Source organism: Paractinoplanes ferrugineus (assembly GCF_016862195.1).
Taxonomy (GTDB): Bacteria; Actinomycetota; Actinomycetes; order Mycobacteriales; family Micromonosporaceae; genus Actinoplanes; species Actinoplanes ferrugineus.
The window spans coordinates 163,511-189,298 of sequence record NZ_BOMM01000001.1 but is presented as its reverse complement, the minus strand read 5'-3'; the positions used below and the strand labels follow the sequence as shown (position 1 = coordinate 189,298).

The window sequence follows — 25,788 nt, the reverse complement described above, 5'->3', positions numbered from 1 at the left end:
CCTCGCACCGACGCCAGGGAGAATTCAGTGCGCAAGTTCTGGTATGCCGGTGCGGTCGTCGCGGGCGGGATCCTCCTGTTCGGTGCCGGCGCCCCCGCGCACGCCGACCTCCGGGCCGGAACCGGGCCGGCGGAGCCGGCGGGCAATCAGCTCGCCGACCTGCTGGCGGCGGCCGACGGCGCGGCCGGGCAGGACCAGCAGCGCTACCGCACGCTGGGCAAGAGCCCGCTGGGCGAGCTGCGGCCCGCCGACCTCAAGTCGGCCGGCCCCACCGGCCTTCTCCCCGACGGCGGTACGCCCAGCGCGATGCGCCCGGTCGCGAGCGTGCGCCAGGCCGACGCCTTCAACGGCGGTGTGCCCCTGCTCGGCGGCCTCGGCGGCCTGCCACCGGCGAACGCCCTGCCGACGCCGAAGGCCGGGGAGGTCTCCGACGGGTCCGGTCTCCCGCCGGGCGGCTTGGTCCTTCTGCCGGCCGCCACCAGCCGGCCCGGCCTCGGCCAGGCAGTGCCGGGCATCGCCAAGGCGGCCACCTCGCGTCCGAGCGCGAACCAGCTGACCGCCGGCGAGCCGGCCACCTCCCGGGCAACCACGTCCCGGGCGACCGCCGCGCAACCGGCCACTGCTCCGCCGGCCGCCGCCCCGCAGCCGGCCACCGACGAGCCGGCCGACACCCCGCCCACCGCCGCGACGGACGGGATGCCCACGTCGGCGGCCGACCCGGGCCGGCACGAGGAGCCGGTCGGCAACGAGGTCCGGCGCACCTTCTCGGCCGACGGCCGCCCGGTGGCCGGCGTGGACCAGCAGTACAGATAGGACAGTCGGCGGCTCGGACCGTCAGCCGACTCGGTCGGGGACCCGGCGACCGACCGTCGAGTTGATCGCCACCAGGAGCACCAGCAGGACGGCCAACAGCTCCAGCGACGCGTGGGTCAGCGGGGTGAGCAGCGCCAGAACCGCGGCCACCGGGAAAGCGAACAGCATCGGCCCGGTCTGGTGGGGACGGACATGCAGGAGCCAGACGAAGAAGAGATAGACCGCTACCGGTACGGCGATCGCGTAACCGGTGAGCGTCGAGGAGATCTCGGCGTGATGGGTGGCGTGATCCACCGCTACGCCCAGACCGGCACCGACCGCCGCCGCCGACGCGAAGATGAAGTAGTGGCCGTAACCCCACCGGATCGAGGCTCGCATCGTGATCAGCAGGGCGTGCGCGGAACGGTCGAAATAGAGCCACCACAGGGCGAAGACCACGATCAGCCCCGCCACTGCCAGACGCAGCAGGACCGACGTGTAGTGGCTGCCCTCGTCCAGGGCGCCGCGGAAAGCCACCGTTGCCGACGCCACCGACTCGCCCAGCACGATGATCGTGAACAGGCCGTAGCGTTCGGCGATGTGGTGCGGGTGATAGGTCGTCGGGCCTCCGGCCGCCCGCTCCGCCCAGATCGGCACCGCGATGTCGGCGAGCACCAGGACCAGGAAGACCGGCAGCACCGGCCAGGACTCCGGCGCCCACAGGCGGAGGATCCAGAGGAGCTGCACCACCGTCACGCCGAGCGCGTAACGCAACGCCACATCGCGGCGCGGGCGGTCGGAGCGGGACGCGCGCAGCCACTGGGCGACCAGTGCCAGCCGCATGATGACGTAACCGATGGTGATGACCCGGAAGTCGTTGTCCTCGAACGCCGGGCCCACCCCGGCCGCCAGCACCAGGGCCCCGGCGATCTGTACGAACGTGGTGATGCGGTAGACGTCGTCGTCGGTGTCGTAGGCCGAGGCGAACCAGGTGAAGTTCATCCACGCCCACCAGATGGCGAAGAAGACCATCAGATAACCGCGCAGGCCCGGCAGCAGGTGATCCTCGGCGATGCTGTGGTGCAGCGGGGCGGCAGCCTGTGCGACGGCGACCACGAAACAGAGGTCGAAGAACAGCTCCAGCGGCGTGGACACCCGGTGCGGCTCGGCGGTGTCCCGGGCCCGCATCGGCAGCAGCCAGCTGCGGGTCGGGCCCGTCATTCCCCAGCCCCCTCGATCAGATCCCAGTTGAGCAGGGTGAAGGACGTCTCGTCGGTGGCTCCGGCGCGGCGGTAGGTGGCCAGCGCGGCCTCGTTGTCGACCTCGGTGCCGACCCACATGCCGTAGCAACCGTGGTGCCGGGCGATGCCGGCCAGTTCGGTGACCAGGCGGGTGCCGATGCCCTTCAACCGGGCCACGGGGGCGACGGCGAGCTCGTAGATGAACATCTCGGTGCCCTTGTCGGGGTGGGTCATCTCGACCCCCGAGATCATGCCGACGGCGCGCTCGTCCTCGTCGTACGCGAAGAGCAGATGATGCCCCGGCGCGGCCAGGAAGCGCTCGGTGGCCGCCGCCATCGGCGGCGCATCGAAGAGGTCCGCGGCGGCCAGCACCGCCGCGGCATCGGTCATCCGTTCGACGCGCATGCAGGCCACCCTAGGGCCCGGCCATCACGACCCGGTCATGGCCCGTGCGATCGCCGGCGTGTCCTGATATTCGCGCCAGTGGGTGATCCGGCCGCCCCTCGCCCGGATCACCGCGATCAACGGTGAAGCGTGCCGTTCACCGGTCGCCCGCATCGTGCCGACCAGGCGATATTCGACGACGATCACCTCGGGGTCGGCAGTCTCGTGGACCGTGTCGACAAGCACCTCGTCGATCCGGAACGGCAGCGCGGCCCGCGCCGGGCCGGCCATCGCGGCGAACGCCGCCCGGCCCTCGATCCGCCGCCCCCCGAACGGCCATTCCAGCACCACGTCGTCGGCCAGGTGGTCGGTGTGGACCTCGCCGGTCAGTCGCTCCGGTCGCATGGCCCGTTCGAAGACCTCGCGCGTGTTCATCCGCTCTCCTGCCGGTAAAGTGAGTAGTGACTCAAGTAAATTATGAGTCGAGACTCACTTTGTCAAAGGAGCAGGCCATGTCCCCGCGTGCCGATGCCGTCCGCAACCGGGCGAAGATCCTCGAGGTCGCCGCCCGGGTCTTCGCCGAACGGGGCGCCGCGGCCTCGACCGAACAGGTGGCGGCCGAGGCCGGGGTCGCGATCGGCACCGTCTTCCGGCACTTCCCGACGAAGGCCGACCTGCTCGCCGCGATCATGAAGGACACCCTGGCCGCGCTGGCCACCCGCGCCGCCGCGCCGCAGGCCACCCTGGCCGGCGTCTTCACCGACCTGGTCGCCTCGGCCGCCGACCGGCGCTCGGTCATCGACCTGCTGCCCGGCCTCGAGGTAGCCGAAGCGCTGGCCCAGTTCCGGGCTGTGGTGGCCGATCTGCTGACCCGCGCCCAGGCGGCCGGCGAGGTACGCGCCTCGATCGGCGTCGACGAGGTGATGGCGCTGCTCGTCGCACTCTGCCAAGGTGCATTGCGCGGCGGCTGGTCTCCCACGCTGCAACGCGACACCCTGGCGATCGTCCTCGACGGGCTGTCGTACCCGGGCCGTAGCATGGCGGAGGCCGAGGGATGAGCTGAAGGGGCGCCAGCGTGACCGGAACCGAAGGCTTCGTGCTCGGTGTCGACCTGGGCACCTCGCACACGGTCGCGATGCTGCGACACCCCGACGGGCGCACCCGGCCGCTGCTCTTCGACGGCCGGCCGCTGCTGCCCTCGGCGGTCTACCTCGACACCACCGGCCGGCTGCACGTCGGCGCCGACGCCCTGCGCCTCGGCCACGCCGAGCCCGGCCGGCTGGAGCCCAACCCGAAACGGCACGTCGACGACGGCACCGTGCAGCTCGGCGGGGCCGACGTGCCGGTCGCCGACCTGTTCGCGGCCCTGCTCGGCGCCATCGCCCGGGAGGCGGTCGCCACCACCGGCTTCCTGCCGCCGGCCATCCTCACCTACCCCGCCGCCTGGGGCGCGGCCCGCCGTTCGGTGCTGACCGAGGCGCTCGGCAAAGCCGGCTGGCCCGCCGGGACGAGCCTGGTGCCGGAGCCGGTGGCGGCCGCCCGCTACTTCGCCGAAGTGCTCCGCCGGCCGGTGCCGACCGGCTCGTCGATAGCCGTCTTCGACTTCGGCGGCGGCACCCTCGACGTCGCCGTGGTGCGAGCCGACGGGCCGGGCACCTTCTCGGTCACCGCGTCCGGCGGCGCCGACGACCTCGGCGGCCTCGACATCGACGCGGCCCTGGTCGAGCACCTCGGCAAATCCCTGGCCGGCGCCGAGCCCGCCGCCTGGCAGCAGCTCACCGAACCGGCCACGCTCGCCCAGTGGCGGGCGCGCCGCCGGTTCTGGGAGGACGTGCGCGGCGCCAAGGAAATGCTGTCCCGCAGCTCGTTCGCCCCGGTGCCGGTGCCCGCCGTCGAGCACGCGGTCCACCTCACCCGCGACGAGCTGGAGGCATCAGCCGACCCCCTGATCCGGCGCGGCGTCGCCGAAGCCGCCTCGGTCATCGCCGCGGCCGACCTCAAGCCGGCCGACCTGGCCGGCCTGTTCCTGGTCGGCGGCTCATCCCGGATCCCCCTCGTGGCCCGCCTGCTGCACAGCGAGTTGGGCATCGCCCCCACCGTCCTGGAACAGCCCGAACTCCCGGTGGCCGAGGGCGCGATCATCACCGCCGACCAGCCCGCCGCCCTCCGCTACGCCACCGGCACAGCCGCTGCCGCCACGCCCACTCCCACCTCCCCCACCAAGCACGACTCCCCACCTCCCAGCACCGACACCCGAGCCGACGCCCCCTCCCCGGTCTCCCCCGCCGGCCCGGCCACCAGCCCCGCCGGCCCCGCCGCCGCACCCGCCGGCGCCGCCTTCGCATCGGCTACTCCCGCCTCAAGCGCACCCGGCTCAGCCGGGCCGCCATCAACTCCGCAGCCCTCGGCTACGCCGCCTTCGCCCCGGTCGCATTCAGGCTCGCAGCCTTCGACCCAGCCGGCTTCAACCCAGCCCGCTTCGGCGCAGCCGGCTTCGACCCAGCCCGCTTCGGCCCAGCACGCTTCGGCGCAGCCGGCTTCGACCCAGCGGCCCTCGGCCCAGCACGAGGAAGAGACCGACGAGCGCCTCCGATCCGCGCCGGTCGACCCGTGGGCCACCGGCGAAGCCGCCGCGTGGCACACCGTCGCCGGCCCGCCGATCATGGCGCCCTCGTCGCCCTCCATGTCGCCGCACACGCCCTCATGGCCATCGTCCGGCCCGCCATCGTCCGGCCCGCCGTCATCCGGCCCGCCGTCATCCAGTCCGGCGTCATCCAGCCCGGCGTCATCCAGCCCGGCGTCAACTGGGACGCCGTCATCGAGAACGCCGTCGTCCGGAACACCCTCGGCGGGACCGCCCTCCTCGGGAACGCCCGCGGGAGCATCGTCGACGGGCGCGCCATCGGGTGCGCTGGGGCCACCTCACCAGCGCGGTTGGACACCGCCGGCGCCGCCGGCCGCGGCGGGGACCACGGGACGCCGGCGCCGCGCGTACCTCATAATCGCCGCGGCCGTGACCGTCGTCGTTGCCGCGGGTGCCGTGCTGACCTGGGTTTTCTGGCCCCGCTACGGGGCGCTCGACTATCACGCGCTGAGCGACCCGCGACGCATCCAGCCGATCGTGCCGGTGACCACCGACTTCAGTGACGCGGAGATCTACCGCGACCGGGCCTATTTCGCCAGCGTGGACAGCACCGCCGGCGGCATCATCGGGGTGGTCGCGGTGAAGCTGAACTCGTCGAAGCCCCTGTGGAGCAGTAAGGACGGCGGCACCGCCTACCGCTGGAAGTCGATGATCGCGCTGCCGGTCGGGCTCGCCCTGTTCACCGATTTCGACTCCAACAACGGCTACCAGCGGCGGATGGCCGTGCTCGGCGCGGCCGACGGCAAACTGCTCTGGCAGCGCACCCTGGCCGAGGAGGACGAGGTCTTCTTCGCCGGGGACACCGCGGTGGTCGCCGACCGGAAGGGCAAGCAGCTGCTCGGTCTCAAGCTCAGCGACGGCTCGCAGCGGTGGTCGTTGCGTGAGCCGGAATCCAGCTCGTCCGGCCGCAGCAAGGTGCTGACGGTGACGACGCCGACGGATCTGGGTGGGCCGGCCACCGTGTTCGGCCGCCCCTTCGAGCCGGACCTCGCCGACGACCCGCGGATCGTGCAGATCGGCGCGGACAAGTCGGCCCGGGTGATCGACGCCAACACCGGCAAGATTCTCACCGACCGGCAGAATGTGGCCCAGCCGACCGACGAGGTGGTCGCGCACAACGGCCGGCTCATCGTGCTCCAGCCCAGCGACCAGCGCATCCTCTCCTACCAGCTCGACAAACTCGGCGAGCCGAAGGTGGTCTACACGACCCAGACGGCCGACGCTCAGCTGAAGGACGTCACCCCGTGCGGCGACGATCGGGTCTGCTTCGACGAGGAGGTCGGGTACGACGGCAAGACCGCGTCGGTGATCGCGCTCGACGTGACAGGCGACGCCGACCATGTGGCCTGGCGTTACAAGCTGGCGAATGTAGAGACGATCGTTCCGGTCGGCGAGGCGGTCGTGGCCGGCACCACGTCCAACGACACCACCTTGATCGACGGCTCCGGCAAGCAGATCTGGACCCGCCCCGGGGAGGCGGCCCGGCTCGACGGCGGCAACCTGCTGGAATTCTCCAAGCCGCTGAGCAAGTCGCCGGACGACCCGGCACTGTCCGGCCGGCACCTCGGCGACGAGGCGGTGCCGCTCGGTGCCTTCAGCGACATTCGCTCCGACACCTGCGCCTGGAACACCTCGACGGTGGCGTGCGTGGCCGAGAAGGACTTCGTCCTGCAACGCTTCGCCGGATAGCAGAACGGGCGGCCCCTTTCGGAGGCCGCCCGTTTCCGTCAGTGCTGCTGGGTTCAGATGCGGATGCCGCTGCCCGCGTTGAACGCGTGGATGCCACCGATCTGCGGCTTGATGTAGACGGTGTCACCCATCTGCGGCATGTGCTTACGGTCGGTGCGAACCGTGAAGCGCTCCTGAGAACCGGCAAGGTCGGCGTGCCCGTAGACGTTGGCGTCCGAGCCGAGGTCCTCGACCAGGTCGACAACGATCGGGAACGCGCCCTCGCCCTGCGAGACCAGCTCGGCCGACTCCGGCCGGAAGCCGATGGTCACCTTGCCGTCGCCGCCCTGCGCCGCCGCCACCTGCTCGCGGGTCAGCGGGATGTTCAGCGAGCCGAAGCTGCCACCCGACTCGGTGAGCGCAACGGTCTTGATGTTCATGGCCGGGGAGCCCATGAAGCCGGCGACGAAGACGTTGCCGGGGGTGTCGTAGAGCGCCCGCGGGGTGTCCACCTGCTGCAGCACGCCGTCCAGCATGACCGCGACCCGGTGTCCCATGGTCATGGCCTCGACCTGGTCGTGGGTGACGTAGACGGTGGTGACGCCCAGTTTGGCCTGCAGCGTGGCGATCTGCGAACGAGTCTGCACACGCAGCTTCGCGTCGAGGTTCGACAGCGGCTCGTCCATGAGGAACACCTGCGGCTCACGCACGATGGCGCGACCCATGGCGACACGCTGACGCTGGCCACCGGAGAGCGCCTTCGGCTTGCGCGAAAGGTACTCGTCCAGCTGCAGGAGCGCGGCGGCCTCCTTGACGCGGCGGTCGATCTCGGCCTTGCTGGTCTTGCGCAGCTTCAGCGCGAACGCCATGTTCTCGTACACCGACATGTGCGGGTACAGCGCGTAGTTCTGGAAGACCATCGCAATGTCGCGCGACTTCGGCGGCAGGTTCGTGACGTCCTTGCCCTCGATCAGGATGCGACCCTTGTCGACGTCCTCAAGGCCGGCGAGCATGCGCAGGCTGGTGGACTTGCCACAACCGGAGGGACCGACCAGAACGAGGAACTCCCCGTCGCCGATCTCGAGATTGAGCTCGTTGACCGCGGGCCGCTCAGAGCCCGGGTAAATACGAGAGGCCTTGTCATAGGTGACCGTAGCCATAATGAATCCAACTTCCTTTCCACCGGCAGGAACGTGCCGGACGATCCGAGTGGAGGGAACAGCGCTGTAAACGTAAACCGTTTTACGTGACATGCCAAGGCGTCCACCAGAAGTCAGGACGTTATGCTGTGCCCCACATGCCCCTGTAGCTCAGCTGGCCAGAGCACCCGTCTTGTAAACGGGAGGTCGTCGGTTCGACCCCGACCGGGGGCTCCGAGGTGGGTTCATCCTGTCTGCGGGGTGCGCAGGCCTGGGCTCTCCGCATTCCTGCCGGGGGGCCGAGCCCCCCGAACCCCCACGGTGTGTCACTTGCGGTGGGATTTGGGGTGCGCAGCTCCTTGTGTACGGGTGAGCACCGGCCCGCGAGGGAACCGCCGAGCCTGCGGCACTTCCGCAGCGACCCGCAGCCCCGCCGGGCACAGTCAGCCACGTGCCGCATGACCGTCCGACCCGCGCAGCACCACACCGGGCCCGGCTGTCGCGATGCACCGCCCCGCCACCTCATACCGCCCGGGGCCGCCTCCCACCCACGTTGCTGCTGATCTTGGGGTGCAGCGTGGGCGAGACTGAAGATTGGTGGAAAGAAAGCTGGGTTCGTGACAACCCCCATGGTGGGGGGTGGGTCTTGGTGGGTGTGACGACCGTAATGAAGCACCGACCGGCCGGGACGGCGAGCGGCACGGAGCAGGAGTTCCGGGATTTCGTCCAGGGGATCGCCGCATCGCTGCACCGCACGGCGTATCTGCTGAGCGGGGACTGGTACCTGGCCGACGACCTTGTCCAAGAGGCCCTGGCGCGCGCCTACAGCCATTGGAGCAAGGTTCAGCGGGCCGAGAACCCGGCCGCGTACGTGCGGCGGATCCTGATCAACGAGTCGAAGCGGGGCTGGCGCCGGAACCGGAACATCAACCCGCATCCGGGCGGCTTCGTCGACGACATCACCGTCGCGGACATGTCCGATTCGGTGGTGAACCGGGCCGAACTGCTGCAGGCGTTGCAGTCGTTGCCCGCACGGCAGCGGGCGACCGTGGTCCTGCGGTTTCTCGAGGGGCTCAGCGAGCGGGAGACCGCCGCGACCCTGGGGTGCAGCGAAGGCACCGTCAAGAGCCAGACAAGCCGGGCGTTGATCAAGCTCAAGTCCGTCCTGAACCGAGGAGATTTTTGATCATGTCGCACGACACCGAGGGACGCCTGAGTGCGGCCATGCGCGGCGCGGTCGGGGACCGCCCGTACGCGCCTGATCTTGACCAGATCCAGCACCGGGGCCGGCAGTTGAAATCCCGCCGGACGATGTGGCGGGCCGCCGCCGGCGGCACGTTCGCGGTGGCCGCGATCGCGGCCGTGGCCGTGTCGGTCACCGGCACCGGCACCCAGGCCCCAGCCCCTCAGCTGGCCGCCCCGAAGCCCGCCGTGACGGGTGGCGCGTCGCCGGCGCCGGATGCCCCGCTGGTGCAGCTGGTCGGTTACCTGACCGCCGCACCGAAGCCGACCGGCGACGCGACGCTGCTGCTGCGTGACCAGGTCTACGACAGCGGTCTCAAGGTCGACGTCTGGGACCTGCACGCCGACAACGGCGACTACTACTTCGCCAAGACCAAGGCGGCGATGCCGGGCCAGGTGCGTAACGGCCGCAAGCAGTCCGACGAGGAGGGTCGCCGGAAGGCGGTCGCGGCGGCGAAACTGGCGGCCAAGGGCGACCTGAACGACGCCCGCGAGAAGATGGCCAACGCCTACCTGCCGAAGAACCCGAAGGTCCAGCCGACCATCGAGGCTCCCGGCGTGACCCCGACCATCACCGACGAGCTGAAGAAGGCGCTGGCCAAGCTCCCGAAGGAGAAGCAGGGCGGCTGGCAGATCAACTCGACCGACAACTGGGTGTGGAACAACTCGATGGACGCGCTGCGCGACGGCGCCGGTGACCCGCTCGTGCGGGCCGGCGTGCTGCGGCTGCTCGGCCAGATGCCGGAGGTCAAGGTGGAGCGTGGCACCGTCGGCAGCCAGCCGGTGCTCAAGCTGACCGCCGGCAAGCCGGCCACCGTCGGCGGCGACGAGACCCTCACCGTCAACGCCGACACCGGCCTGCCGATCAAGTACGCCAGTGAAGGCGGCTCGATCAACTACACGGTGACCCGCGTGACCATCGCGGACGTCGCCAAGGGCAAGTTCTGATGACGTCGGGGGCCGGCCCGTCCGCCGGCCCCTGACCCCTACTAACCGTGTACGCGGCGGCGGGCGACCTCAGCGAGGGTCACCGCCGCCGCGACGCTTGCGTTGAGGGACTCCACATCGGAGGCCATCGGGATGCTGACCCGCAGATCGCAGGTCTCGCCGACGAGGCGGGACATGCCGCGGCCCTCGGAGCCGACCACCACCAGCAGCGGGCCGACCGCGGCCTCGAGCTGGTAGAGGTCGGTTTCGCCGTCGGCGTCGAGGCCGATGACGGTGAAGCCCGCGCTCTGCGCCTGCTTGAGCGCCCGGGTCAGGTTGACGACCTGACTGACCGGCACGCGCGCGGCGGCGCCGGCGCTGGTGCGCCACGCCGTAGCGGTGATGCCGGCCGCGCGCCGTTCGGTCATGAAGACGCCGTGGCCACCGAACGCGGCCACCGACCGGATCACCGCACCGACGTTGCGCGGGTCGGTGACGCCGTCGAGCGCGACCAGCAACGGGGCGGTCTGCTCGAGGGCGGCGGCCAGCAGGTCGTCGTAGTTCTCGTACGCGAACGGCGGCACCTGCAGGCCGATGCCCTGGTGCAGCACGCCACCGGTCATCCGGTCGAGTTCGTGCCGCCCGATCTCCAGGATCGGGATGCCCCGGTCGCCGGCGGTGCGGACGATCTCGTTGACCCGGTCGTCGATGTCCAGGCCCTGGGCCACGTAGAGGGCCGTGGCCGGGACCGCGGCGCGCAGCGCCTCGACCACCGGGTTACGGCCGAGCAGCAGCTCCGGACCCTCTTTGGTGGGGTTGGACCGGCGCCCGGGGGCGACCCGCGGGCCGGTGCGGAACTGGCCGCCCCGCTGCGCGGCCGGCCGGCCGGTGCCCCGGCCGCCGCCACGACCCCAGGTGGTGTCCTTGGAACCGGGCTGGCCGATCTTGGGCGGACGGCCCTCACCGGCCGCCTTGCGACGCTCGTTCTCCTGCTTGCGGGCGGTCTTGTCGGGCAGTTTCTCGGTGCCCGAGTAGCCCTTGTGCCAGGGACGCTCGTCGGCCGGCAGCGTCTTGCCGCGACCCTTCAGGCTGTCCCGGTTCTTACCTCCGGAACCCTTGACGGCGCCCTTCTTGGAAATGGTCCGCTTGCTTGCGTTTCGGGAGTTACCCGGCATCAGTGCTCTCCTACCGTCCAGCGCGGCCCGGCCGGAGTGTCCTCCACCTGAATTCCCGCGTTCTTGAGCTGATCACGGACCGAGTCGGCAGCCGACCAGTCCTTACGTGCCCGCGCCTGGGTCCGTTGTTCAAGCGCGAGCTTCACCAGGGCATCCACCACCGGCTTGAGGTCGTTCTTCACCGCACCGCCGCTCCACGCCTCGTCGAGCGGGTCAAGACCCAGGACACCCAACATGGCGCGTACGGCGGTGAGCGCCCCCCGGATGCCGGCCTCGTCGCCGGCGGTGAGCGCGGTGTTGCCCTCGCGGATGGTGTCGTGCACGACCGCGAGCGCGGCCGACGTGTTGAGGTCGTCGTTCATCGCCGCGGCGAACGCCGGCGGCACGTCCTTGGGCCGGCCCGGCCCGACGATCTCGGCGGCCCGCTGCACGAAACCCTCGATCCTCCGGTACGCCACCGCGGCCTCACGAAGCGCCTCGTCGGAGTAGTCGATGCGGGACCGGTAGTGCGGCGTACCGAAGTAGTAGCGCAACTCGACCAGGCGGATGCCCATCGCCTGCACCGCGGCGATGTCGATGACGTTGCCCAGCGACTTGCTCATCTTGGCCTCGCCCAGGTTGAGCAGCGCGTTGTGCACCCAGTACCGCGCGAACGGCAGCCCGGCCGACCGGGACTGGGCGATCTCGTTCTCGTGGTGCGGGAAAGTCAGGTCGAGCCCCCCACCGTGGATGTCGAACTCCTCGCCGAGGTAACGCCGGGCCATCGCGGAGCACTCGATGTGCCAACCGGGCCGGCCACGACCCCACGGCGACGCCCAGGACGCCTCGGCGGGCTCGTCGGCCTTCACGCCCTTCCACAGGGCGAAGTCGCGATAGTCCCGTTTGTCAGGCTCGCCACCGTCGGTCGGCGGCCGCATGTCGTCCGGGTTCTGGCCGGACAACGCGCCATAACCCGGGTAGGACGGCACGTCGAAGTAGACGTCGCCGCTCCCGCCCGCGGCCGGGTAGGCGTGCCCGAGCTCGATGAGCGAACCGATCAACTCGTGCATCTCCGGGATGTGCCCGGTAGCCAGCGGCTCGTAGGTCGGCGGCAGCACGTTGAGCCCGCGGTAGTCGGCGTCGAGCACCAGCTTGTTCGCGTACGCGATAGCCCAGAACGGCCGCCCCTGCGCCGCCGACTTGTCAAGAATCTTGTCGTCGACGTCGGTGACGTTCCGGACGAAGGTCACCTCATAGTTGGTGTGCAGCAGCCATCGACGCAGCACGTCATAGTTGACACCCGAGCGCAGATGCCCGATATGCGGCACCGACTGCACCGTGAGACCACACAGGTAGATCCCGACCTGACCGGGCGTCTTCGGGACGAAGTCCCGGACGGATCGGGTCGCGGTGTCATACAGGCGCAGCGTCACCGTACAAGGGTAGCGACCCCCCCCAAGCCGAGGTTATCCACAGGCCTCCCCGCCGCTCCCCCCACTCCGCCAAGCTCGCCTCCTGCACGGGGTACAGCACGCCCGAGACGACGGGTCAGGGGCGGGTCATTCGGAGGACGTCCAAGGCCTCGTCCAGCTGCTTCTCGGTCAGTTTGCCCGACTCGAGATGGCCTCGTTCGATCACTACCTCGCGGATGCTCCGGTCGGTGGCGAGGGCGGCCTTGGCGATCGCGGCGGCCTCGTCGTAGCCGAGGTAGCGGTTCAGCGGGGTGACGATCGACGGGGAGCCCTCCGCGTAGGCGAGCGCCACCTCGATGTTCGCTTCGAGGCCGGTGATGCAGCGGTCGGCGAGCAGGCGGGCGGCGTTGGCCAGCAGGCGGATGGACTCGAGCAGGTTGCGGGCCATCACGGGCAGCATCACGTTGAGTTCGAAGTCGCCCTGGGTGCCGGCGAAGGCGACGGTGGCGTCGTTGCCGATGACCTGGGCGCACACCTGGCGGACGGCTTCGGGGACGACCGGGTTGACCTTGCCGGGCATGATCGACGAGCCCGGCTGGAGGTCGGGCAACCGCAGTTCGCGCAGGCCGGCGCGCGGCCCCGAGCCCATCCACCGGATGTCGTTGACGATCTTGTAAAGACCGACCGCGATGGTACGCAGTTGGCCACTCGCCTCGACCAGGCCGTCCCGGGCGCCTTGGGCCTCGAAGTGGTTGCGGGCCTCGGTCAGGGGCAGTCCGGTGGTCTCGCGCAGCTTGTCGATGACGGCGGCGGCGAACCCGGGCGGCGTGTTCACGCCCGTGCCCACGGCGGTTCCGCCGAGCGGCAGTTCGGCCAGCCGGGGCAGCGTGGCGTGCAGGCGCTCGATGCCGTAGGTCACCTGTTGCGCGTACCCGGAGAACTCCTGACCGAGGGTGACCGGCGTCGCGTCCATGAGGTGCGTCCGGCCGCTCTTGACCACCGTCGCCCACTCTTCCGCCTTGGCGGAGAGTGCGCCGGCGAGATGTTCCAGGGCGGGCACGAGGGTGCCGGTCACCGCTTCGGTGGCGGCCAGGTGGATCGACGACGGGAACACGTCGTTGCTCGACTGCGACGCGTTGACGTGGTCGTTCGGGTGCACCGGCCGGCCCAGGTCGCGTTCGGCGAGGGTGGCGATGACCTCGTTGGTGTTCATGTTCGACGAGGTGCCCGAACCGGTCTGGAACACGTCGATCGGGAACTCGTCCTCGTAACCCCCGGCGGCCACCTGGGCCGCTGCCTTCGCTATTGCTTCGGCGATTTCCTTGTCGAGTACGCCAAGGGAGGCGTTCACCTGGGCGGCGGCCCCTTTGATCCGCGCGAGGGCGGCGATGTGTGCCGGCTCCAGTCCGCGCCCGGAGAGCGGAAAGTTCTCCACGGCCCGTTGCGTCTGCGCTCGCCAAAGGGCGTCCGCGGGCACGCGAACCTCGCCCATCGTGTCTTTCTCGACCCGGTAGCCACTCTGCTCGGTAGTCACCGCACCATCGTCTCTCGCGGCTCGCCGGATCGCAGATGATCCACGCCACCCAGCTGAAGCTCGACCCGGAACTGCTCGGGTACGCCCAGCGCGCGGTAGGTGGCCCGGGCCGCCGTCCACGACCGGCGGGCCCGTTCCGGGTCGCGGCCCACGACGCACTCGGCGATGCCCTCCTCGGCGCGGGCCGCGCTGTACCGCATCCTCGAGGCGTTCGCCTGGGCCAGTGCGGCCTCCAGCAGCTCGAGCGCCCCGTCGGCGTCGCCGGCCGCATGACGCGTCGCCGCGTAGTCGACCTGCCAGTCGACTTCGTCGCGCCGGTTCGAGATGCGGCGCACCTCGGTCAGTGCGGTCTCGTGGGCGGCCATCGCTTCCGGATAGCGCCCTTCCGTACGCAATAAGTTGCCCATTTCGTTGTAGATGTCCGAGACCACGCTCAGATGTGCTCCGCGCTGGGCGATCCGCAGCGCCGCCGTGAGGTAGCGATGGCCGTGGGTGGTGATGCCGGCGAGCCGCCGCACCCGCTCGATCTTCATGAGCGAGCTGGCGATCAAATCGTGGTCCTGGTGCTCGATCGCGGCGAGCAGCGAGAGCCGGCGGTAGCGCAGAGCTTCCGGGTAACGGCCGAGCCGTTCGTAACCCTCGCTCAGGTAGCTCAGCGGGGCGCGGGTGCGGGTGCGGTCCCCGGCCAGCGCCGACATCCGCCGGGCGGCCCGCGCCGCGTCGATACATTCGTGGAAGCGGCCCAGCGCCTCGTAGACCCCGGCCAGGTTGCCGAGCCCGGTCGCCGCGGCCCGCCGCTGGCCCAGTTCCTCGCGCAGCCGCACCGACAACCGCAGCAGTTCGAGCGCGCGCTCAGCGTCCCCGAGCCGGGCGTACGCCGAGGCCAGGTAATTGGCGATGGCGGCGATACCGGACCGGTCGCCGGCCACCTCCATCAGGGACATGGCCCGTTCCAGCAGGCTGCGCATCTCCTCGGCGCCGTGCCCGCCGTGCCGGTAATAGAGGTGCCACCACGCCGCGCGGGCGATCCACCACGCGTATTCCGGCCGGCCGGTCGCGGGTGCCGCCTCGATGTAGGCGGCCAGGTGCGTGCGCTGCCGCTCGATCCGGGCGACCGGGTCGGTGATCGCCGCCAGCAGGTCGGGGCGCAGTGGCACCGGCGAGCCGAGGTCGCGGTACAGCACGTCCCGGTACGCCTCCGGCATCGACAGCGCGACCGCGTGCGTCTGCAGGTCGAGCACCCCGATCAGCGCCTCGCGCCGATCCGGTCCGGCAAGCGTGGCGGCGAATTCCCGCAGCAGGTCGTGCAGCCTGTACCAGCCCGGGGCCGGCTCCTCGACGAGGTGTACGTCGATCAGGTCGTCCACTGTGTCCTGCGCCTCGTCGAGCGGCAGCCCGCACAACGCGGCCACGGCGGGACCGTCGAGCACCACCCCCGGATAGACGCCGAGCAGCCGGAACATCCGCTTCGCCGGCTCCGCCAACTGCCCGTACGACAGGGCGAAAGCGCTCGCCACCGACCGGTCCTCGGCGGCCAGCTCGGGCAGCGCCGACTCGCCCAGCCGGCGCACCAGGTCGGCCACCCGCCATCGTGGACGGTGCGCCAGCCGGGCCCCGGCCAGTCGTAACGCCAGTGGCAGCCCGCCGCAGCGACGCACCACCTCGGCGGTCGCCGCCGGGTCCGCGGTCACCCGGTCGCCGGCGATGCGGGCCAGCAACGCGGTCGCGTCGGCCGGGGTCAGCAGCGGTAGCGACTCCGGGTCGGCGCCGTCCAGTCCGACCAGCCGCCGCCGGCTGGTGACCAGGGCGAGCGTGCCGGCCGAGGTCGGCAGCAGGTCGGCGAGCTGGGCGCTGGAATGCGCGTTGTCGAGCACCACCAGCACCCGGCGCCGGGCCAGCTCGGAGCGCCACATCGTCACCCGGTCACGGGCCTCGGCCGGGATCCGGTCGGGCGGGATGCCGAGCTGCCGGAGCAGGGTCAGCAGCGCCGCCGACGGCTCGGCCGGTTCATGTTCACCGTGCCCGTGCAGGTCGATGAAGAGGTGCGCGTCCGGATAGTCGGCCCCGGCGAGCGCGGCCACGTGCAGGGCCAGGGTGGTTTTGCCGCTGCCGGCCATGCCGTCGATCACGACCATCGCCGGTCCCTGCGGGCCGGCGGCCGCGATCGACTCGAGCAGGCGGGCTACTATCGCTTCGCGTCCGGTGAAGTCCCCGACCGTACGCGGAAGGCTGCGCACCCGCTGGTCGTCGCTCCCGCCCAGGATGCGCCGATGCAGGTCCTGCAGTTCGCGGCCCGGCTCGATGCCAAGTTCCTCGTGCAATGCCGCCCGCAGCCGGCGGAACTCGGCGAGGGCGTCACCGGTTCGACCCGCACCGTGCAGGGCGCGCATCAGCTGGCCACGCAGCCGTTCACGCAGCGGGAACCGCTCGGCCAAGGCGTGCAGCTCGCCGATCAGATCGCGGTCGTGTCCGGCGTCGAGTTCGAACTCGGCCCAGTCCTCGGCCACCGCCGCGTACCGCTCGTCGAGAGCCGCCGCCGCGGCCCGCACCGCCTGACTGTCCAACCCGACAAGGGTTTCGCCCCGCCACAGGTCGAGGGCGCGGCGCAGCTTCGTCCCGTCCGACTCCTGTTTCGCCTCGGCGACGAGCCGGGCGAAGACCGACGCGTCCAACTCGTCCGGCTCGCAGGTCAGGCGGTAACCCGCCGGGTCGTGGGCGATCGCTCCCGCCGGAAGCTGGCGACGCAGCCGGGACACGCAGGTCTGCAGTTGAGCACGGGCGGTCGCGGGCGGATCAGCCGCCCACAGCGCCTCGACCAGCGCCGGAACGTCGACGACCCGGCCGAGGTTCAGCAGCAGCATGGCCAGGACGACCCGGTCGCGCCCAGCAGTGATCGCCACTTGCTGTCCATCGGCGGTGACGGACAGTGGCCCTAAGATGCGATAACGCAACGGTGCCACTCCGATCCGTATCAGTGCCCAAGGGTACCGAGTCGGTGATAGCGGATCGACAGCGTTACGAGAGCGACGTACGGCACCATTCTTCCCGCGAGGCTCCAGCGCGGATGTTTTCCGACATCGCCCCAGCGCGCTGGGCCGCGCATCGCATGTACGGGGGATCAGCAGCCCGCCCACGCCTGGCGCGGGCGGGCTGTTTGTATCGCGGTGCTCACGCTCGGTTGGACGTCCTGGACGACGGAACGTACCGTCGTGCGGGTTCGGACGTCCCCCCACAAGAAGGATCCCCGCATGCGACGCGCCCTCCTGGCCGCGACCGCCGGCTTGTTCTTGCTGGCCGGCTCTGCCTGCGACAGTGACGCGAACGGCAAGCCCGAAGCCGCGTCCACCGCCCCCACGGCGGCCGCGACCGTCCTGGCGGCCCCCGACTATTCAGCGAGCACCGAGCAGGTTTGCTCGAAGCTGCAGACCCTCTACACCGCCGAGCTGCGCAACTTCGGCACAGCCATGGGCAAAATGGTTTCCTACAAGGAGAACAAACAGGCCGCCGACGCCGAAAAGGCCGAGTCGACAGCAGCCGCCCAACTGAAGGCCGCAGCCGCCAAAATCCGCAAAGAAACCGCCCTCGCCGAAGACCCCGACTTCATCGCCGCCGGCAAGGTTTCCGCCTCAAAATTGGAGAGCAGCGCCACCGACCGCCGCTACTTCGACACCGTGAAAACCTTGGCCGACCTCAATAAAACAGTCCAGAATCAGTTCACCGAATGGCTGAACCCGGTCGCCGGCTATTGCCGCACAGCCGACTCCTCGCCCTCGTCACCCTCCTCGCCGACCCCGAGCGTGTCTTCGCCCTCTTCGCCGACCCCAAGCGCCTCTTCGTAGCGCACATCCCACCCAGTCGCGACGCCCGCCCCGCACCGCCCGCCAGATTCACCCAAGCCAAGCAGCGCCCGCCAGATCACCCAGGCCGGGCGACAGTCGACCGGCCCTGGCGGGCCCCACTCCGCCTCGTCCGGCTCATCTGCCGAGCGCAGGGCGCCAACGCGCGGGACCGACACCGGAGGCCTTTGGATCCGCAAGCGGGACCCGCAGGCGAGCGGAGGCCCTGGGTCCGCAAGCGGGCCCGCAGGCGAGCGCCAGGCCAGCACGTGGAACCCGCAGGCGCGGGATCCACACGAGACCGACCGGCACGCACGGAACCGACCGGCACGCACGGGACAAGCGCGACCGTCAGCCGGCACGCCGACCGTGGCCAGGCGCACGAGAACAGCGAGCGCACGAGCGGCGGCGCACGGGGCCGAAGCGGAGGCCCGCGGCCGGCAAGCGAGACGCGCGCACGGGCGCACGGCCAGCACGAGGACCGAGCGCGCACCCATGGGACCAACGCACGCGACCGCCCCGTGGGCCCTGAGTCAGCACGCGAACAGGCGATCGGCTCGCGGGACCGGCACGCAGCCGTCGAATCAGCACGCAGCCACGGGACCAGCCCACGCGGCCGGCAGGCAGCGGCATCACCGACATGCGGGACAAGGCCGACAAGCGGGGCCGGGTCAGCAAGCGGACTCAACCGTGCACGCCGATCCGGGCCATCGCACGGGCCGGAACCAACACCCGGCTCAACCCCACCCAACCACCCCGACCAGCGCCCAAGACCGGACCGGCTCGCGAACCGGTCCTCGACCGCCGGCATCGAATCGGCAAGCGCGGGCAGACCGGCAAGCGCGGGCAGACCGGCAAGCGCGGGCAGACCGGCAAGCGCGGGCGAATCGGCAAGCGCGGGCAAATCGGCAAGCGCGGGCAGACCGGCAAGCACGGGCGAATCGGCAAGCGCGGGCAAATCGGCAGCTGGAGCCGGCATCGGATCGGTGAAGGGCTGCGTCTCGGAGAGAGCGCGAGCGGCGGTCTCTGGCAGAACCGCGCAACCGGTCCGGGACGGCGGTACGGCCTGCGGCGACTCTTCAGCAGCCTGGAGCGTGGGCTCAGCCGGAGGTCTAGCTGGCACTGGTGACGGCCGCCGCGTGAGGACTGCGTCGGCGGGCCAGATCAGGGGCGGGATCTCCTCGGCCTCCTCGTGCAGGCCCAGCTCCGCGCACTCCCGCGAGCAACCATGTGCCCGGCACAACTTCCACCCGTAACGCCTTGCAAGCCCCCACCGCCGCCGGCGCGCGTGGTCACGGCGGAACTCGTCTTTCTCCGGCCACCAATTACGCGCTTTCGTGCGATCCCGCATAGCAATTGTTGCCGGGCGGGAGAAGAACGAAAGCTGCTGGTGCCGCATAAGTAAATTCTCTCGCACTCAGCATGCCACCCGCCAAGAGTCGATCGTGCCATTCTAAAATCTCAGCGGGACCGGAGAATTATCGCGGGCATTAGGTGAGCCAGGGCAAAAGGAGCGACCAGGCTTCTTCGCCCGCGCCGGTGATCGGGCCGTCGTCGCCGAGCGCGGCTTGGAGTAATGGTGGTGGTGCGGGGCGGTGGACCCGCATCAGGCCGGCTCGGTAGGCAGTGGCTATCTCGGCGGGGGCCGCGGCCAGCAGGTCCGCTCCGAGGCCGCCGAGGGTCACCAGGTCGGCGTCCAAGCCGTTGACCAGGCCGGCGATGCCGCGACCCAGGGTGGCGGCCACCGCGCGGACGGCGGCCTGTTCCGCCGGCTGGGTGGAGGAGATCAGACGCCGCGCGTAGGTCACCGGGTCGGGTGGGGCGGGGCGGCCCAGCAAGCGGGCCATCGCGGTGCCGTCCACGGCCGTGCCCCAGCAACCCTGGGCACCGCATGGGCAGGTCACGGCCGGGTCGCCGAACGGCATGTGGCCGAACTCGCCGCCCGCGCCTCGGGCGCCCGTCAGCACCCGGCCATGGTCGACGACCGCGCCACCGAGGCCGGCCTCGATCCGTAGGTGTAAGGCCACCGTCGCACCCACCGCGGCGCCCCGAGCCGATTCGGCAGCAGCCGCCAGCGAGGCGTCATTCCGAGCCACCAAAAGCGGCCCGAGCGAGGCGTCACCCCGAGCCATCAGATGAGGCCCCGACGAGGCGTCAGCCAGGAGCAACGCGGTCAGGTCGACGTCGTGCCAGCCCAGGCCGCTGGCGTCCAGGCGAAGGTCGGGGGAGACGGTGCCGGGGACGGACAGGCCCATGGCGCGCAGTCGTTCGCCGTACGCCAGTCGTAAGGAAGAGGCCGCGGCCGTGACGGACGCGGAAACCGCAGCCCAATCCGGGCTGGTATGGGGGGCCGCGACCGAGGTCAAGGTGGCGCCGCCGAGTTCGACCACGTCGATTCGCCAATCCTCGTGGGTGATCGCGACGGCCAGCACCAGCGGGCCGGTCGGGTGGGCGATCAGGGCGGTGGTCGGGCGGCCCCGGCCTCCGCTCGGTGGGGCCGGCGCCTCGGCGAGCAGAGACGCGTGCGCCAACCGGCTGACGATCTCGGTGGCGGCGCCGGTGCCGAGGCCCAGAAGTCTGGCCGCGTCGGCCCGGGTCACGCCGGGGCGGGTGTGGGCCAGGCGGAGCAGTTCGGTTGAGCGCGTCGTCACAGCCGACCTCCTTCTTTTACTCTTTGGCAGAGCATATTCTGCGGAGGTGCGCATGAACCGGCCGGCACTGGCCGTCCTCGGGGCCTCCGCCTTCTGCTACGTGACCGCGGAGACCCTTCCGGTCGGCCTGCTTCCGCAGATCGCGGGCGGTCTCGACGTGGCCGAGTCGGACGTCGGCCTGCTGCTCACCAGCTATGCCGTGGTGGCGGCGGTCAGCACTATCCCGCTCACCGCGGTCACCATGCGCGTCCCCCGGCACACGCTGATCGCGGTCACCATGGCGATCTTCGTGTTGTCGCAGGCGGCGGCCACCTTCGCGCCGTCGTTCCTGGTGCTCGGGGCGACCAGACTGGTCTGTGCGCTCGCCCATGGGGTGTTCTGGTCGATCATCGGGCCGATCACAGCGCGGTTGGCGCCGCCGGGGCAGGCGGGCCGGGCCACCGCGCTCGTCTTCGTCGGCAACTCGCTCGCGGTCGTCGCCGGCGTGCCGATCAGCACCGCGATCGGGCAGTGGCTGGGCTGGCGCGTCGCGATCGGCACGATCACCGTGGCGGGAGTGGTCTGTGTCGTGCTGCTCGGCAAGTTCCTGCCGAAGCTCGACCCGCTGCCGCACGACCGCGCGACCCGCCTCGGCCCCCAGCTGCGCGCGTCCGTCGCGATCATCCGGGACCCCAAGGTCGCGCTGCTCTGCGCGGTCACCGTTAGCCTGGTCATCGGCCACTTCGCGGCCTACACCTACATCGCCCCGCTGGTCCGGCGCGACGCCGGGTTGGCGGGCTTCGGCCTGAGTGCGTTGTTACTCGGGTACGGGGCGGCCGCGCTCATCGCCGGATACACGGTCGGCCGGTTCATCGACCGCCGCCCCGGTCCCGCCCTGATGCTGCTGCTCGGCATCCTGGCGGTGGCGGTGGCCGCGCTCGCCCCGGTGCTCGGCCTCGTCCCGACCGTGCTGGCCACCCTGCTGTGGGGCGGCGCGTTCTGTGCCATCCCGGTGTGCCTGCAGGCGACGGCACTGCGCATCGCGCCCCAGGCCCGGGACGCGGCGAGCGCCGTCTACGTGGTGGCGTTCCAGATCGGCATCGGCGGCGGCGCATTGGTCGGCGAGCGCCTCACCTCGGCCGGCCACCTCGGCACGCTGCCGCTGATCGCCGCCGGCCTCGCGCTCGCCGCCCTGGTCCTGACCGCCACCGCCCGCCAGGTCTTCCCGAGCCACCTGGCCGACGCCGACCACCACCCCGAACCCCGGGCCGCCACCCCACCGCTCCGCTGAACCAGGCCGGAGCCGCGCCGCTGAGTAAGACCCGAGCCGCGCCGCTGAGCAAGACCCGAGCCGCGCCGCGGAACCAGGCCCAAGCGGCGCCGCTGAGCAAGACCCGAGCCGCGCCGCGGAACACCTACCCCAGCTGCTCGAGGGCGATCTCCGCGGCGGCCAGGAAAGCGTCGTTCTCCTCGGCGGTGCCGATCGTCACGCGTACGCCATCGGGCTGGAACGGGCGGACGATGACCCCGCGCCCCTCGCAGCTCGCGCCGAACGGCGCCGCCTTGTCGCCCAGCGGGAGCCAGACGAAGTTGGCCTGGCTTTCCGGGACCTCGACGTTGAGCTTGCGCAGCGCCTCGGTGACCCGGTCGCGTTCGGCGACGACCAGCGCGCACCGGCGTTTGACCTCGTCCTCCTGCTGGAGGGCGGCCAGCGCGGCGGCCTGCGCGACGAGGCTGGTGGAGAACGGGGTGAGCACCTTGCGGATGGCCGCGGCCACCGCCGGCTGCGCCACCAGGTAGCCCATCCGCAGGCCGGCGAGGCCCCACGCCTTCGACATGGTGCGCAGCACGACCACGTTGGCGCGGTCGGCGTAGGTGTCGATGGCGTCCGGCACGTCGGGGTCGGTGACCAGTTCGCGGTAGGCCTCATCGAGCACCACCAGCACGTCCGACGGCACCGCGGCGAGGAAGCGGTCGAGCTCCGCCTTGTGCACCGCCGTGCCCGTCGGGTTGTTCGGGTTGCACACGATCACGAGGCGGGTCCGGTCGGTGACGGCGTCCGCCATGGCCGCCAGATCGTGGCCGTGACCGGCCGTGTTCGGCACGCGCACGCTGGTGGCGCCGACCCCGGCCGAGATGATCGGGTAGGCCTCGAACGATCGCCACGAGTGGACGATCTCGTCGCCGGGCAGGCAGGTCGCCTTGGCGAGGGTCTCGGCGAGAGCGACCGAGCCGCAGCCGGTGACGATCCGGTCGGCGGCCACCCCGTAGCGCGCGGCGAGCGCGTCACGCAGCGCCACCACGCCCATGTCGGGGTAGCGGTGCGACTGGCGCATCGTCTCGGTGACGGCCTCGATCACGCCGGGCAGCGGGCCGTAGGGCACCTCGTTCGAGGCGAGCTTGATCGCCTCGGCGATGCCCAGCTCACGGGTCAGGTCGGCGAGGCTGCGGCCGGGTACGTAGGCCGGCAGTCCCTCGAGGTCAGCGCGAGTGAGCCGAGTCATCGGTGTTGTCCTTCCGGGTAGCCGGTAGCTGGTCGTGCGGTGGCAGCGCGACCACTACCGTGCGCGCCGTCTTGTCGTGGAACGCCTGCCGCAACTGCTGGTCGAACAGCGGCGAGATCGAGTCGATGAACTGCATGACCAGGCCGAACCCGGCGCAGCCCCAGGCCGGGGTCCACAGGCCCAGCCGGGCCCAGCGGCCGAACGCCCGGCCGAACCCGAGCGGCTCGGTGTTCTCCACCGCCACCACCCGGATCCGCATGAGGCGCTTGCCGAGCGTCTGCCCGCTGCTGGCGGTGGCCGGCGCCTCGTAGAGCAACCACAGCAGGGTCGCGACGATCAACATCACCCAGAGCAGGGCATCGGTACGCCCGGAGGCGGGCTGCACGTCGAAGGCGCTCTGCCCGTTGGCCACCGCGTCCATGCTCGCCCGGTAGGTGGGCAGGAACTCCTGCCAGAACTGGTAGGCGAAGTAGCCGTTGACGACCACGTTGAGCACCAGCACGGCGAGGATGTCGAGCAGCCGGGCGACCAGGCGCGGGCCCAGACCGGCCAGCGCGAAGCCGTGCGGGCGCGGCTGCACCGGGTAGGGCGTGTAGTTCCAGCCCGGTTGCGGTCCCCCCGGCATGCCCGGCATCGGGCCGTCCTGCTGGGGCGGCTGCCAGCCCGGCGGAGGTGGGGGCATGGGTCCCCAGCCGGGCGGCGGGGCCGGTGCCGCGGGCGGCGCCACCGGGGCGGGGGTCGTGGTCGGGGCGGGGGCCGTGGCGGGCGCGGGCGGCGGCTCCTCCTCGACCGGCGGGGGGCCGTCCGGCGGGACCGCGTCGGCCCCGATGGCCTTGCCGATCCAGCCCTCGCCGTCCCAATAGCGTTGGGTGGCGGGGTCGGCGGGGTCCTTGTACCAGCCGGCGGGCAACGAACTCATGGGGAAACCTTAACGACCACGGTTCCGGCCACCTTGTCGTGCAGGGCCTGCTGGTAAGGCTTGTCCCAGAGTTGCCACAGTCCGTCGAGGTAACTGAAGAACGGCACAAGGACGCCACCGACGTACTCGATGAGGAATCGCTTGGCCGCCATCCCCCGCGTGTAGCGCAGATGGGGGTCGAGCGGCACGATCCGGATCTTCATCGCCTTCTTACCGAGCGTCTGTCCGCCCCGGTGGGCGTATTCGACCGAATAGAGGTAATAGCCGACCAGCATCACGACGAACAGAGCCAGCTCGAAAAGCAGCAAGGGCCCGAGGAAGTCGCCCAGGAACCGGCCCGGCGAGGTGTCGTCGGCGTACTGCGCGGGATCGGGCAGATGGCGCAGGACCAGGAACAACCCGGGCACCGCGAGGATCAGGGCGAAAACCGACATGAACAGCGAATCGATGATGTACGCGACCAGACGCGTCCCGAAATCGGCAAGCGGAAGACCGCCCGGACTCACCGGAACCGGCGGGCGCACGGGCACGTAGTAGTAGCCGGGCGGCACCGCCGGTGGGTAATGACCCGGCGGTGGCCCGTACCCCGGAGTTTGCGTCACGCGCAGAGTGTTACAGATTGCCGCGAAGCTCTTGCTCCCGCTCGATGGCCTCGAAGAGGGCCTTGAAGTTGCCTTTGCCGAACCCGAGCGAGCCGTGCCGTTCGATCAGCTCGAAGAAGACCGTCGGCCGGTCCTGCACCGGCTTGGTGAAGATCTGCAGCAGGTAACCGTCCTCGTCCCGGTCGACCAGGATGCGCCGCGCCTTGAGCTCCTCGATCGGCGCCCGGACCTGACCGATGCGCGCGCGCAGGGAGGGGTCGTCGTAGTACGAGTCGGGCGTGTCCAGGAATTCGACACCGGCCGCGCGCATGGCGTCCACGCTGCGGATGATGTCGTTGGTCGCGATCGCGATGTGCTGCGCGCCCGGACCGTCGTAGAACTCGAGGTATTCGTCGATCTGCGACTTGCGCTTGGACACGGCGGGCTCGTTCAGCGGGAACTTGACCTTGCGGTGACCGTCCGCGACGACCTTGGACATCAGCGCGGAGTAGTCGGTGGCGATGTCGTCACCGATGAACTCGGCCATGTTGGTGAAACCCATGACCCGGCCGTAGAACTCGACCCACTCGTCCATCTTGCCGAGCTCGACGTTGCCGACCACGTGGTCGACGGCCTGGAAGTAGCGCTTCGCCGGCGGAGCGACGATCGGGGCGCGGGTCACGAAGCCGGGCAGGAACGGACCGTCGTACTTCGAGCGGTCGACCAGCGAGTGGATGGTGTCGCCGTAGGTGGCGATGGCGGCCATCCGTACGGTGCCGCGCTCGTCGGTGACGTCGTGCGGCTCGGTGACACCACGCGCGCCGGCGCTGATCGCGTGCCGGTAGGCGGCGTCCACGTCGGGCACCTCGAGGGCGATGTCGCGGATGCCGTCGCTGTGCTTGGTGACGTGGTCGGCACCGGGTGCCCCGGCGTGCACCGCGCCGGTGATCAGGAACCGGGCCGAGCCGCTGACCAGCACATATTCCGAGTGGTCGCGATAGCCCTGCTCGGGCCCGCGGTAGGCGACACACGTCATGCCGAACGCGGTCGAGTAGAAGTGGGCGGTCTGTTTGGCGTTGCCCACCAGGAATTGGAGGTAGTCGACGCCCTTGACGGGGAAGACGTCGGCCTGGCGGGTCTCGGATTCCATCATCTGCGTCATATGCCGAGGCTGCCCTTCT

Annotated in this window: 21 protein-coding genes and 1 tRNA gene; 9 read left to right on the top strand and 13 right to left on the bottom strand. The window is 70.8% G+C overall.

Features of this window, described 5'->3' with window-relative positions; translation table 11 throughout:
• Nucleotides 1–27: 27 nt before the first annotated feature.
• On the top strand, nucleotides 28–813 hold the full coding sequence (locus Afe05nite_RS00835; RefSeq protein ID WP_203814951.1) for a hypothetical protein: 786 nt from the start codon (nucleotides 28–30) through the stop codon (nucleotides 811–813).
• A gap of 21 nt (nucleotides 814–834) precedes the next feature.
• On the opposite strand, the gene Afe05nite_RS00830 is transcribed toward Afe05nite_RS00835, so the two are convergent.
• From Afe05nite_RS00830 to Afe05nite_RS00820, 3 genes are read right to left on the bottom strand one after another with little or no spacing between them, the layout of a single operon-like run.
• Entirely contained in the window at nucleotides 835–2,013 is a 1,179-nt protein-coding gene (locus Afe05nite_RS00830) for a low temperature requirement protein A (RefSeq protein WP_203814950.1), read from the bottom strand.
• Complete coding sequence (locus tag Afe05nite_RS00825) at nucleotides 2,010–2,438, bottom strand: GNAT family N-acetyltransferase (protein WP_203814949.1); 429 nt, start codon at nucleotides 2,436–2,438, stop codon at nucleotides 2,010–2,012. Before Afe05nite_RS00825 ends, Afe05nite_RS00830 begins: the two co-directional genes overlap by 4 nt.
• A 24-nt stretch (nucleotides 2,439–2,462) precedes the next feature.
• The gene (locus Afe05nite_RS00820; protein ID WP_203814948.1) at nucleotides 2,463–2,852 is read right to left on the bottom strand and encodes a nuclear transport factor 2 family protein; all 390 of its coding nucleotides are present in this window, start codon (nucleotides 2,850–2,852) and stop codon (nucleotides 2,463–2,465) included.
• 77 nt (nucleotides 2,853–2,929) lie between these two features.
• Here Afe05nite_RS00820 and Afe05nite_RS00815 point away from each other — a divergent pair, with 77 nt between their 5' ends.
• On the top strand, nucleotides 2,930–3,475 hold the full coding sequence (locus tag Afe05nite_RS00815; protein ID WP_203814947.1) for an SbtR family transcriptional regulator: 546 nt from the start codon (nucleotides 2,930–2,932) through the stop codon (nucleotides 3,473–3,475).
• 17 nt (nucleotides 3,476–3,492) lie between these two features.
• Nucleotides 3,493–6,750 (top strand): Hsp70 family protein, encoded by a 3,258-nt coding sequence (locus tag Afe05nite_RS00810; RefSeq protein WP_203814946.1) that lies wholly within the window; start codon nucleotides 3,493–3,495, stop codon nucleotides 6,748–6,750.
• Between the two features lie 53 nt (nucleotides 6,751–6,803).
• Here Afe05nite_RS00810 and Afe05nite_RS00805 read toward each other — a convergent pair whose 3' ends face one another.
• Nucleotides 6,804–7,889 (bottom strand): ABC transporter ATP-binding protein, encoded by a 1,086-nt coding sequence (locus tag Afe05nite_RS00805; RefSeq protein WP_203814945.1) that lies wholly within the window; start codon nucleotides 7,887–7,889, stop codon nucleotides 6,804–6,806.
• A 139-nt stretch (nucleotides 7,890–8,028) separates the two neighbouring features.
• Between Afe05nite_RS00805 and Afe05nite_RS00800 the strand changes: the two genes are divergently transcribed.
• The 3 genes from Afe05nite_RS00800 (at nucleotide 8,029) to Afe05nite_RS00790 (ending at nucleotide 10,058) form a co-directional block, all read left to right on the top strand.
• Nucleotides 8,029–8,102 (top strand) — tRNA-Thr (locus Afe05nite_RS00800).
• A gap of 343 nt (nucleotides 8,103–8,445) precedes the next feature.
• Complete coding sequence (locus Afe05nite_RS00795) at nucleotides 8,446–9,054, top strand: SigE family RNA polymerase sigma factor (protein ID WP_239117452.1); 609 nt, start codon at nucleotides 8,446–8,448, stop codon at nucleotides 9,052–9,054.
• A gap of 2 nt (nucleotides 9,055–9,056) precedes the next feature.
• Nucleotides 9,057–10,058 (top strand): hypothetical protein, encoded by a 1,002-nt coding sequence (locus tag Afe05nite_RS00790; RefSeq protein WP_203814944.1) that lies wholly within the window; start codon nucleotides 9,057–9,059, stop codon nucleotides 10,056–10,058.
• A 41-nt stretch (nucleotides 10,059–10,099) separates the two neighbouring features.
• Here Afe05nite_RS00790 and rlmB read toward each other — a convergent pair whose 3' ends face one another.
• From rlmB to Afe05nite_RS00770, 4 genes are all read right to left on the bottom strand, one after another.
• Nucleotides 10,100–11,212, bottom strand: a complete 1,113-nt coding sequence (gene rlmB, locus Afe05nite_RS00785) for a 23S rRNA (guanosine(2251)-2'-O)-methyltransferase RlmB (protein ID WP_203814943.1) — start codon at nucleotides 11,210–11,212, stop codon at nucleotides 10,100–10,102.
• The gene (gene cysS, locus Afe05nite_RS00780; RefSeq protein ID WP_203814942.1) at nucleotides 11,212–12,624 is read right to left on the bottom strand and encodes a cysteine--tRNA ligase; all 1,413 of its coding nucleotides are present in this window, start codon (nucleotides 12,622–12,624) and stop codon (nucleotides 11,212–11,214) included. The genes rlmB and cysS overlap by 1 nt, the downstream gene beginning before the upstream one ends.
• A gap of 115 nt (nucleotides 12,625–12,739) precedes the next feature.
• Nucleotides 12,740–14,095 carry a class II fumarate hydratase gene (locus tag Afe05nite_RS00775; RefSeq protein ID WP_239117487.1) on the bottom strand — a complete coding sequence of 452 codons (1,356 nt, stop codon included), beginning with the start codon at nucleotides 14,093–14,095 and terminating at the stop codon, nucleotides 12,740–12,742.
• Nucleotides 14,096–14,133: 38 nt separating this feature from the next.
• Nucleotides 14,134–17,037, bottom strand: a complete 2,904-nt coding sequence (locus Afe05nite_RS00770; protein WP_239117451.1) for an AfsR/SARP family transcriptional regulator — start codon at nucleotides 17,035–17,037, stop codon at nucleotides 14,134–14,136.
• A gap of 348 nt (nucleotides 17,038–17,385) precedes the next feature.
• On the opposite strand from Afe05nite_RS00770, the gene Afe05nite_RS00765 reads away from it, so the two are divergent.
• Nucleotides 17,386–17,976 (top strand): hypothetical protein, encoded by a 591-nt coding sequence (locus tag Afe05nite_RS00765; protein WP_203814940.1) that lies wholly within the window; start codon nucleotides 17,386–17,388, stop codon nucleotides 17,974–17,976.
• A 637-nt stretch (nucleotides 17,977–18,613) separates the two neighbouring features.
• Entirely contained in the window at nucleotides 18,614–19,102 is a 489-nt protein-coding gene (locus tag Afe05nite_RS00760) for a hypothetical protein (protein WP_203814939.1), read from the top strand.
• Between the two features lie 361 nt (nucleotides 19,103–19,463).
• Here Afe05nite_RS00760 and Afe05nite_RS00755 read toward each other — a convergent pair whose 3' ends face one another.
• On the bottom strand, nucleotides 19,464–20,624 hold the full coding sequence (locus Afe05nite_RS00755) for an ROK family protein (RefSeq protein WP_203814938.1): 1,161 nt from the start codon (nucleotides 20,622–20,624) through the stop codon (nucleotides 19,464–19,466).
• Nucleotides 20,625–20,676: 52 nt separating this feature from the next.
• Here Afe05nite_RS00755 and Afe05nite_RS00750 point away from each other — a divergent pair, with 52 nt between their 5' ends.
• Nucleotides 20,677–21,894 (top strand): MFS transporter, encoded by a 1,218-nt coding sequence (locus Afe05nite_RS00750; RefSeq protein WP_203815230.1) that lies wholly within the window; start codon nucleotides 20,677–20,679, stop codon nucleotides 21,892–21,894.
• A gap of 124 nt (nucleotides 21,895–22,018) precedes the next feature.
• On the opposite strand, the gene hisC is transcribed toward Afe05nite_RS00750, so the two are convergent.
• From hisC to hppD, 4 genes are read right to left on the bottom strand one after another with little or no spacing between them, the layout of a single operon-like run.
• A complete protein-coding gene (gene hisC, locus Afe05nite_RS00745) occupies nucleotides 22,019–23,107 on the bottom strand; it encodes a histidinol-phosphate transaminase (RefSeq protein ID WP_203814937.1) in 1,089 nt (362 codons plus the stop codon).
• The gene (locus Afe05nite_RS00740) at nucleotides 23,085–24,026 is read right to left on the bottom strand and encodes an RDD family protein (RefSeq protein WP_203814936.1); all 942 of its coding nucleotides are present in this window, start codon (nucleotides 24,024–24,026) and stop codon (nucleotides 23,085–23,087) included. Before Afe05nite_RS00740 ends, hisC begins: the two co-directional genes overlap by 23 nt.
• Complete coding sequence (locus tag Afe05nite_RS00735) at nucleotides 24,023–24,628, bottom strand: RDD family protein (RefSeq protein WP_239117450.1); 606 nt, start codon at nucleotides 24,626–24,628, stop codon at nucleotides 24,023–24,025. Before Afe05nite_RS00735 ends, Afe05nite_RS00740 begins: the two co-directional genes overlap by 4 nt.
• A 10-nt stretch (nucleotides 24,629–24,638) precedes the next feature.
• Complete coding sequence (gene hppD, locus Afe05nite_RS00730; RefSeq protein WP_203814935.1) at nucleotides 24,639–25,769, bottom strand: 4-hydroxyphenylpyruvate dioxygenase; 1,131 nt, start codon at nucleotides 25,767–25,769, stop codon at nucleotides 24,639–24,641.
• Nucleotides 25,770–25,788: the final 19 nt, after the last annotated feature.

Bases quoted from the DNA above. Each gene is read 5' to 3' on its own strand.
- Afe05nite_RS00830 (WP_203814950.1), bottom strand. From the start codon at position 2,013: ATGACGGGCCCGACCCGCAGCTGGCTGCTGCCGATGCGGGCCCGGGAC.
- Afe05nite_RS00825 (WP_203814949.1), bottom strand. From the start codon at position 2,438: ATGCGCGTCGAACGGATGACCGATGCCGCGGCGGTGCTGGCCGCCGCG.
- Afe05nite_RS00820 (WP_203814948.1), bottom strand. From the start codon at position 2,852: ATGAACACGCGCGAGGTCTTCGAACGGGCCATGCGACCGGAGCGACTG.
- Afe05nite_RS00815 (WP_203814947.1), top strand. From the start codon at position 2,930: ATGTCCCCGCGTGCCGATGCCGTCCGCAACCGGGCGAAGATCCTCGAG.
- Afe05nite_RS00805 (WP_203814945.1), bottom strand. From the start codon at position 7,889: ATGGCTACGGTCACCTATGACAAGGCCTCTCGTATTTACCCGGGCTCT.
- Afe05nite_RS00790 (WP_203814944.1), top strand. From the start codon at position 9,057: ATGTCGCACGACACCGAGGGACGCCTGAGTGCGGCCATGCGCGGCGCG.
- rlmB (WP_203814943.1), bottom strand. From the start codon at position 11,212: ATGCCGGGTAACTCCCGAAACGCAAGCAAGCGGACCATTTCCAAGAAG.
- Afe05nite_RS00775 (WP_239117487.1), bottom strand. From the start codon at position 14,095: ATGGGCGAGGTTCGCGTGCCCGCGGACGCCCTTTGGCGAGCGCAGACG.
- Afe05nite_RS00765 (WP_203814940.1), top strand. From the start codon at position 17,386: ATGCGACGCGCCCTCCTGGCCGCGACCGCCGGCTTGTTCTTGCTGGCC.
- Afe05nite_RS00760 (WP_203814939.1), top strand. From the start codon at position 18,614: ATGCGGGACAAGGCCGACAAGCGGGGCCGGGTCAGCAAGCGGACTCAA.
- Afe05nite_RS00750 (WP_203815230.1), top strand. From the start codon at position 20,677: ATGAACCGGCCGGCACTGGCCGTCCTCGGGGCCTCCGCCTTCTGCTAC.
- hisC (WP_203814937.1), bottom strand. From the start codon at position 23,107: ATGACTCGGCTCACTCGCGCTGACCTCGAGGGACTGCCGGCCTACGTA.
- Afe05nite_RS00740 (WP_203814936.1), bottom strand. From the start codon at position 24,026: ATGAGTTCGTTGCCCGCCGGCTGGTACAAGGACCCCGCCGACCCCGCC.
- hppD (WP_203814935.1), bottom strand. From the start codon at position 25,769: ATGACGCAGATGATGGAATCCGAGACCCGCCAGGCCGACGTCTTCCCC.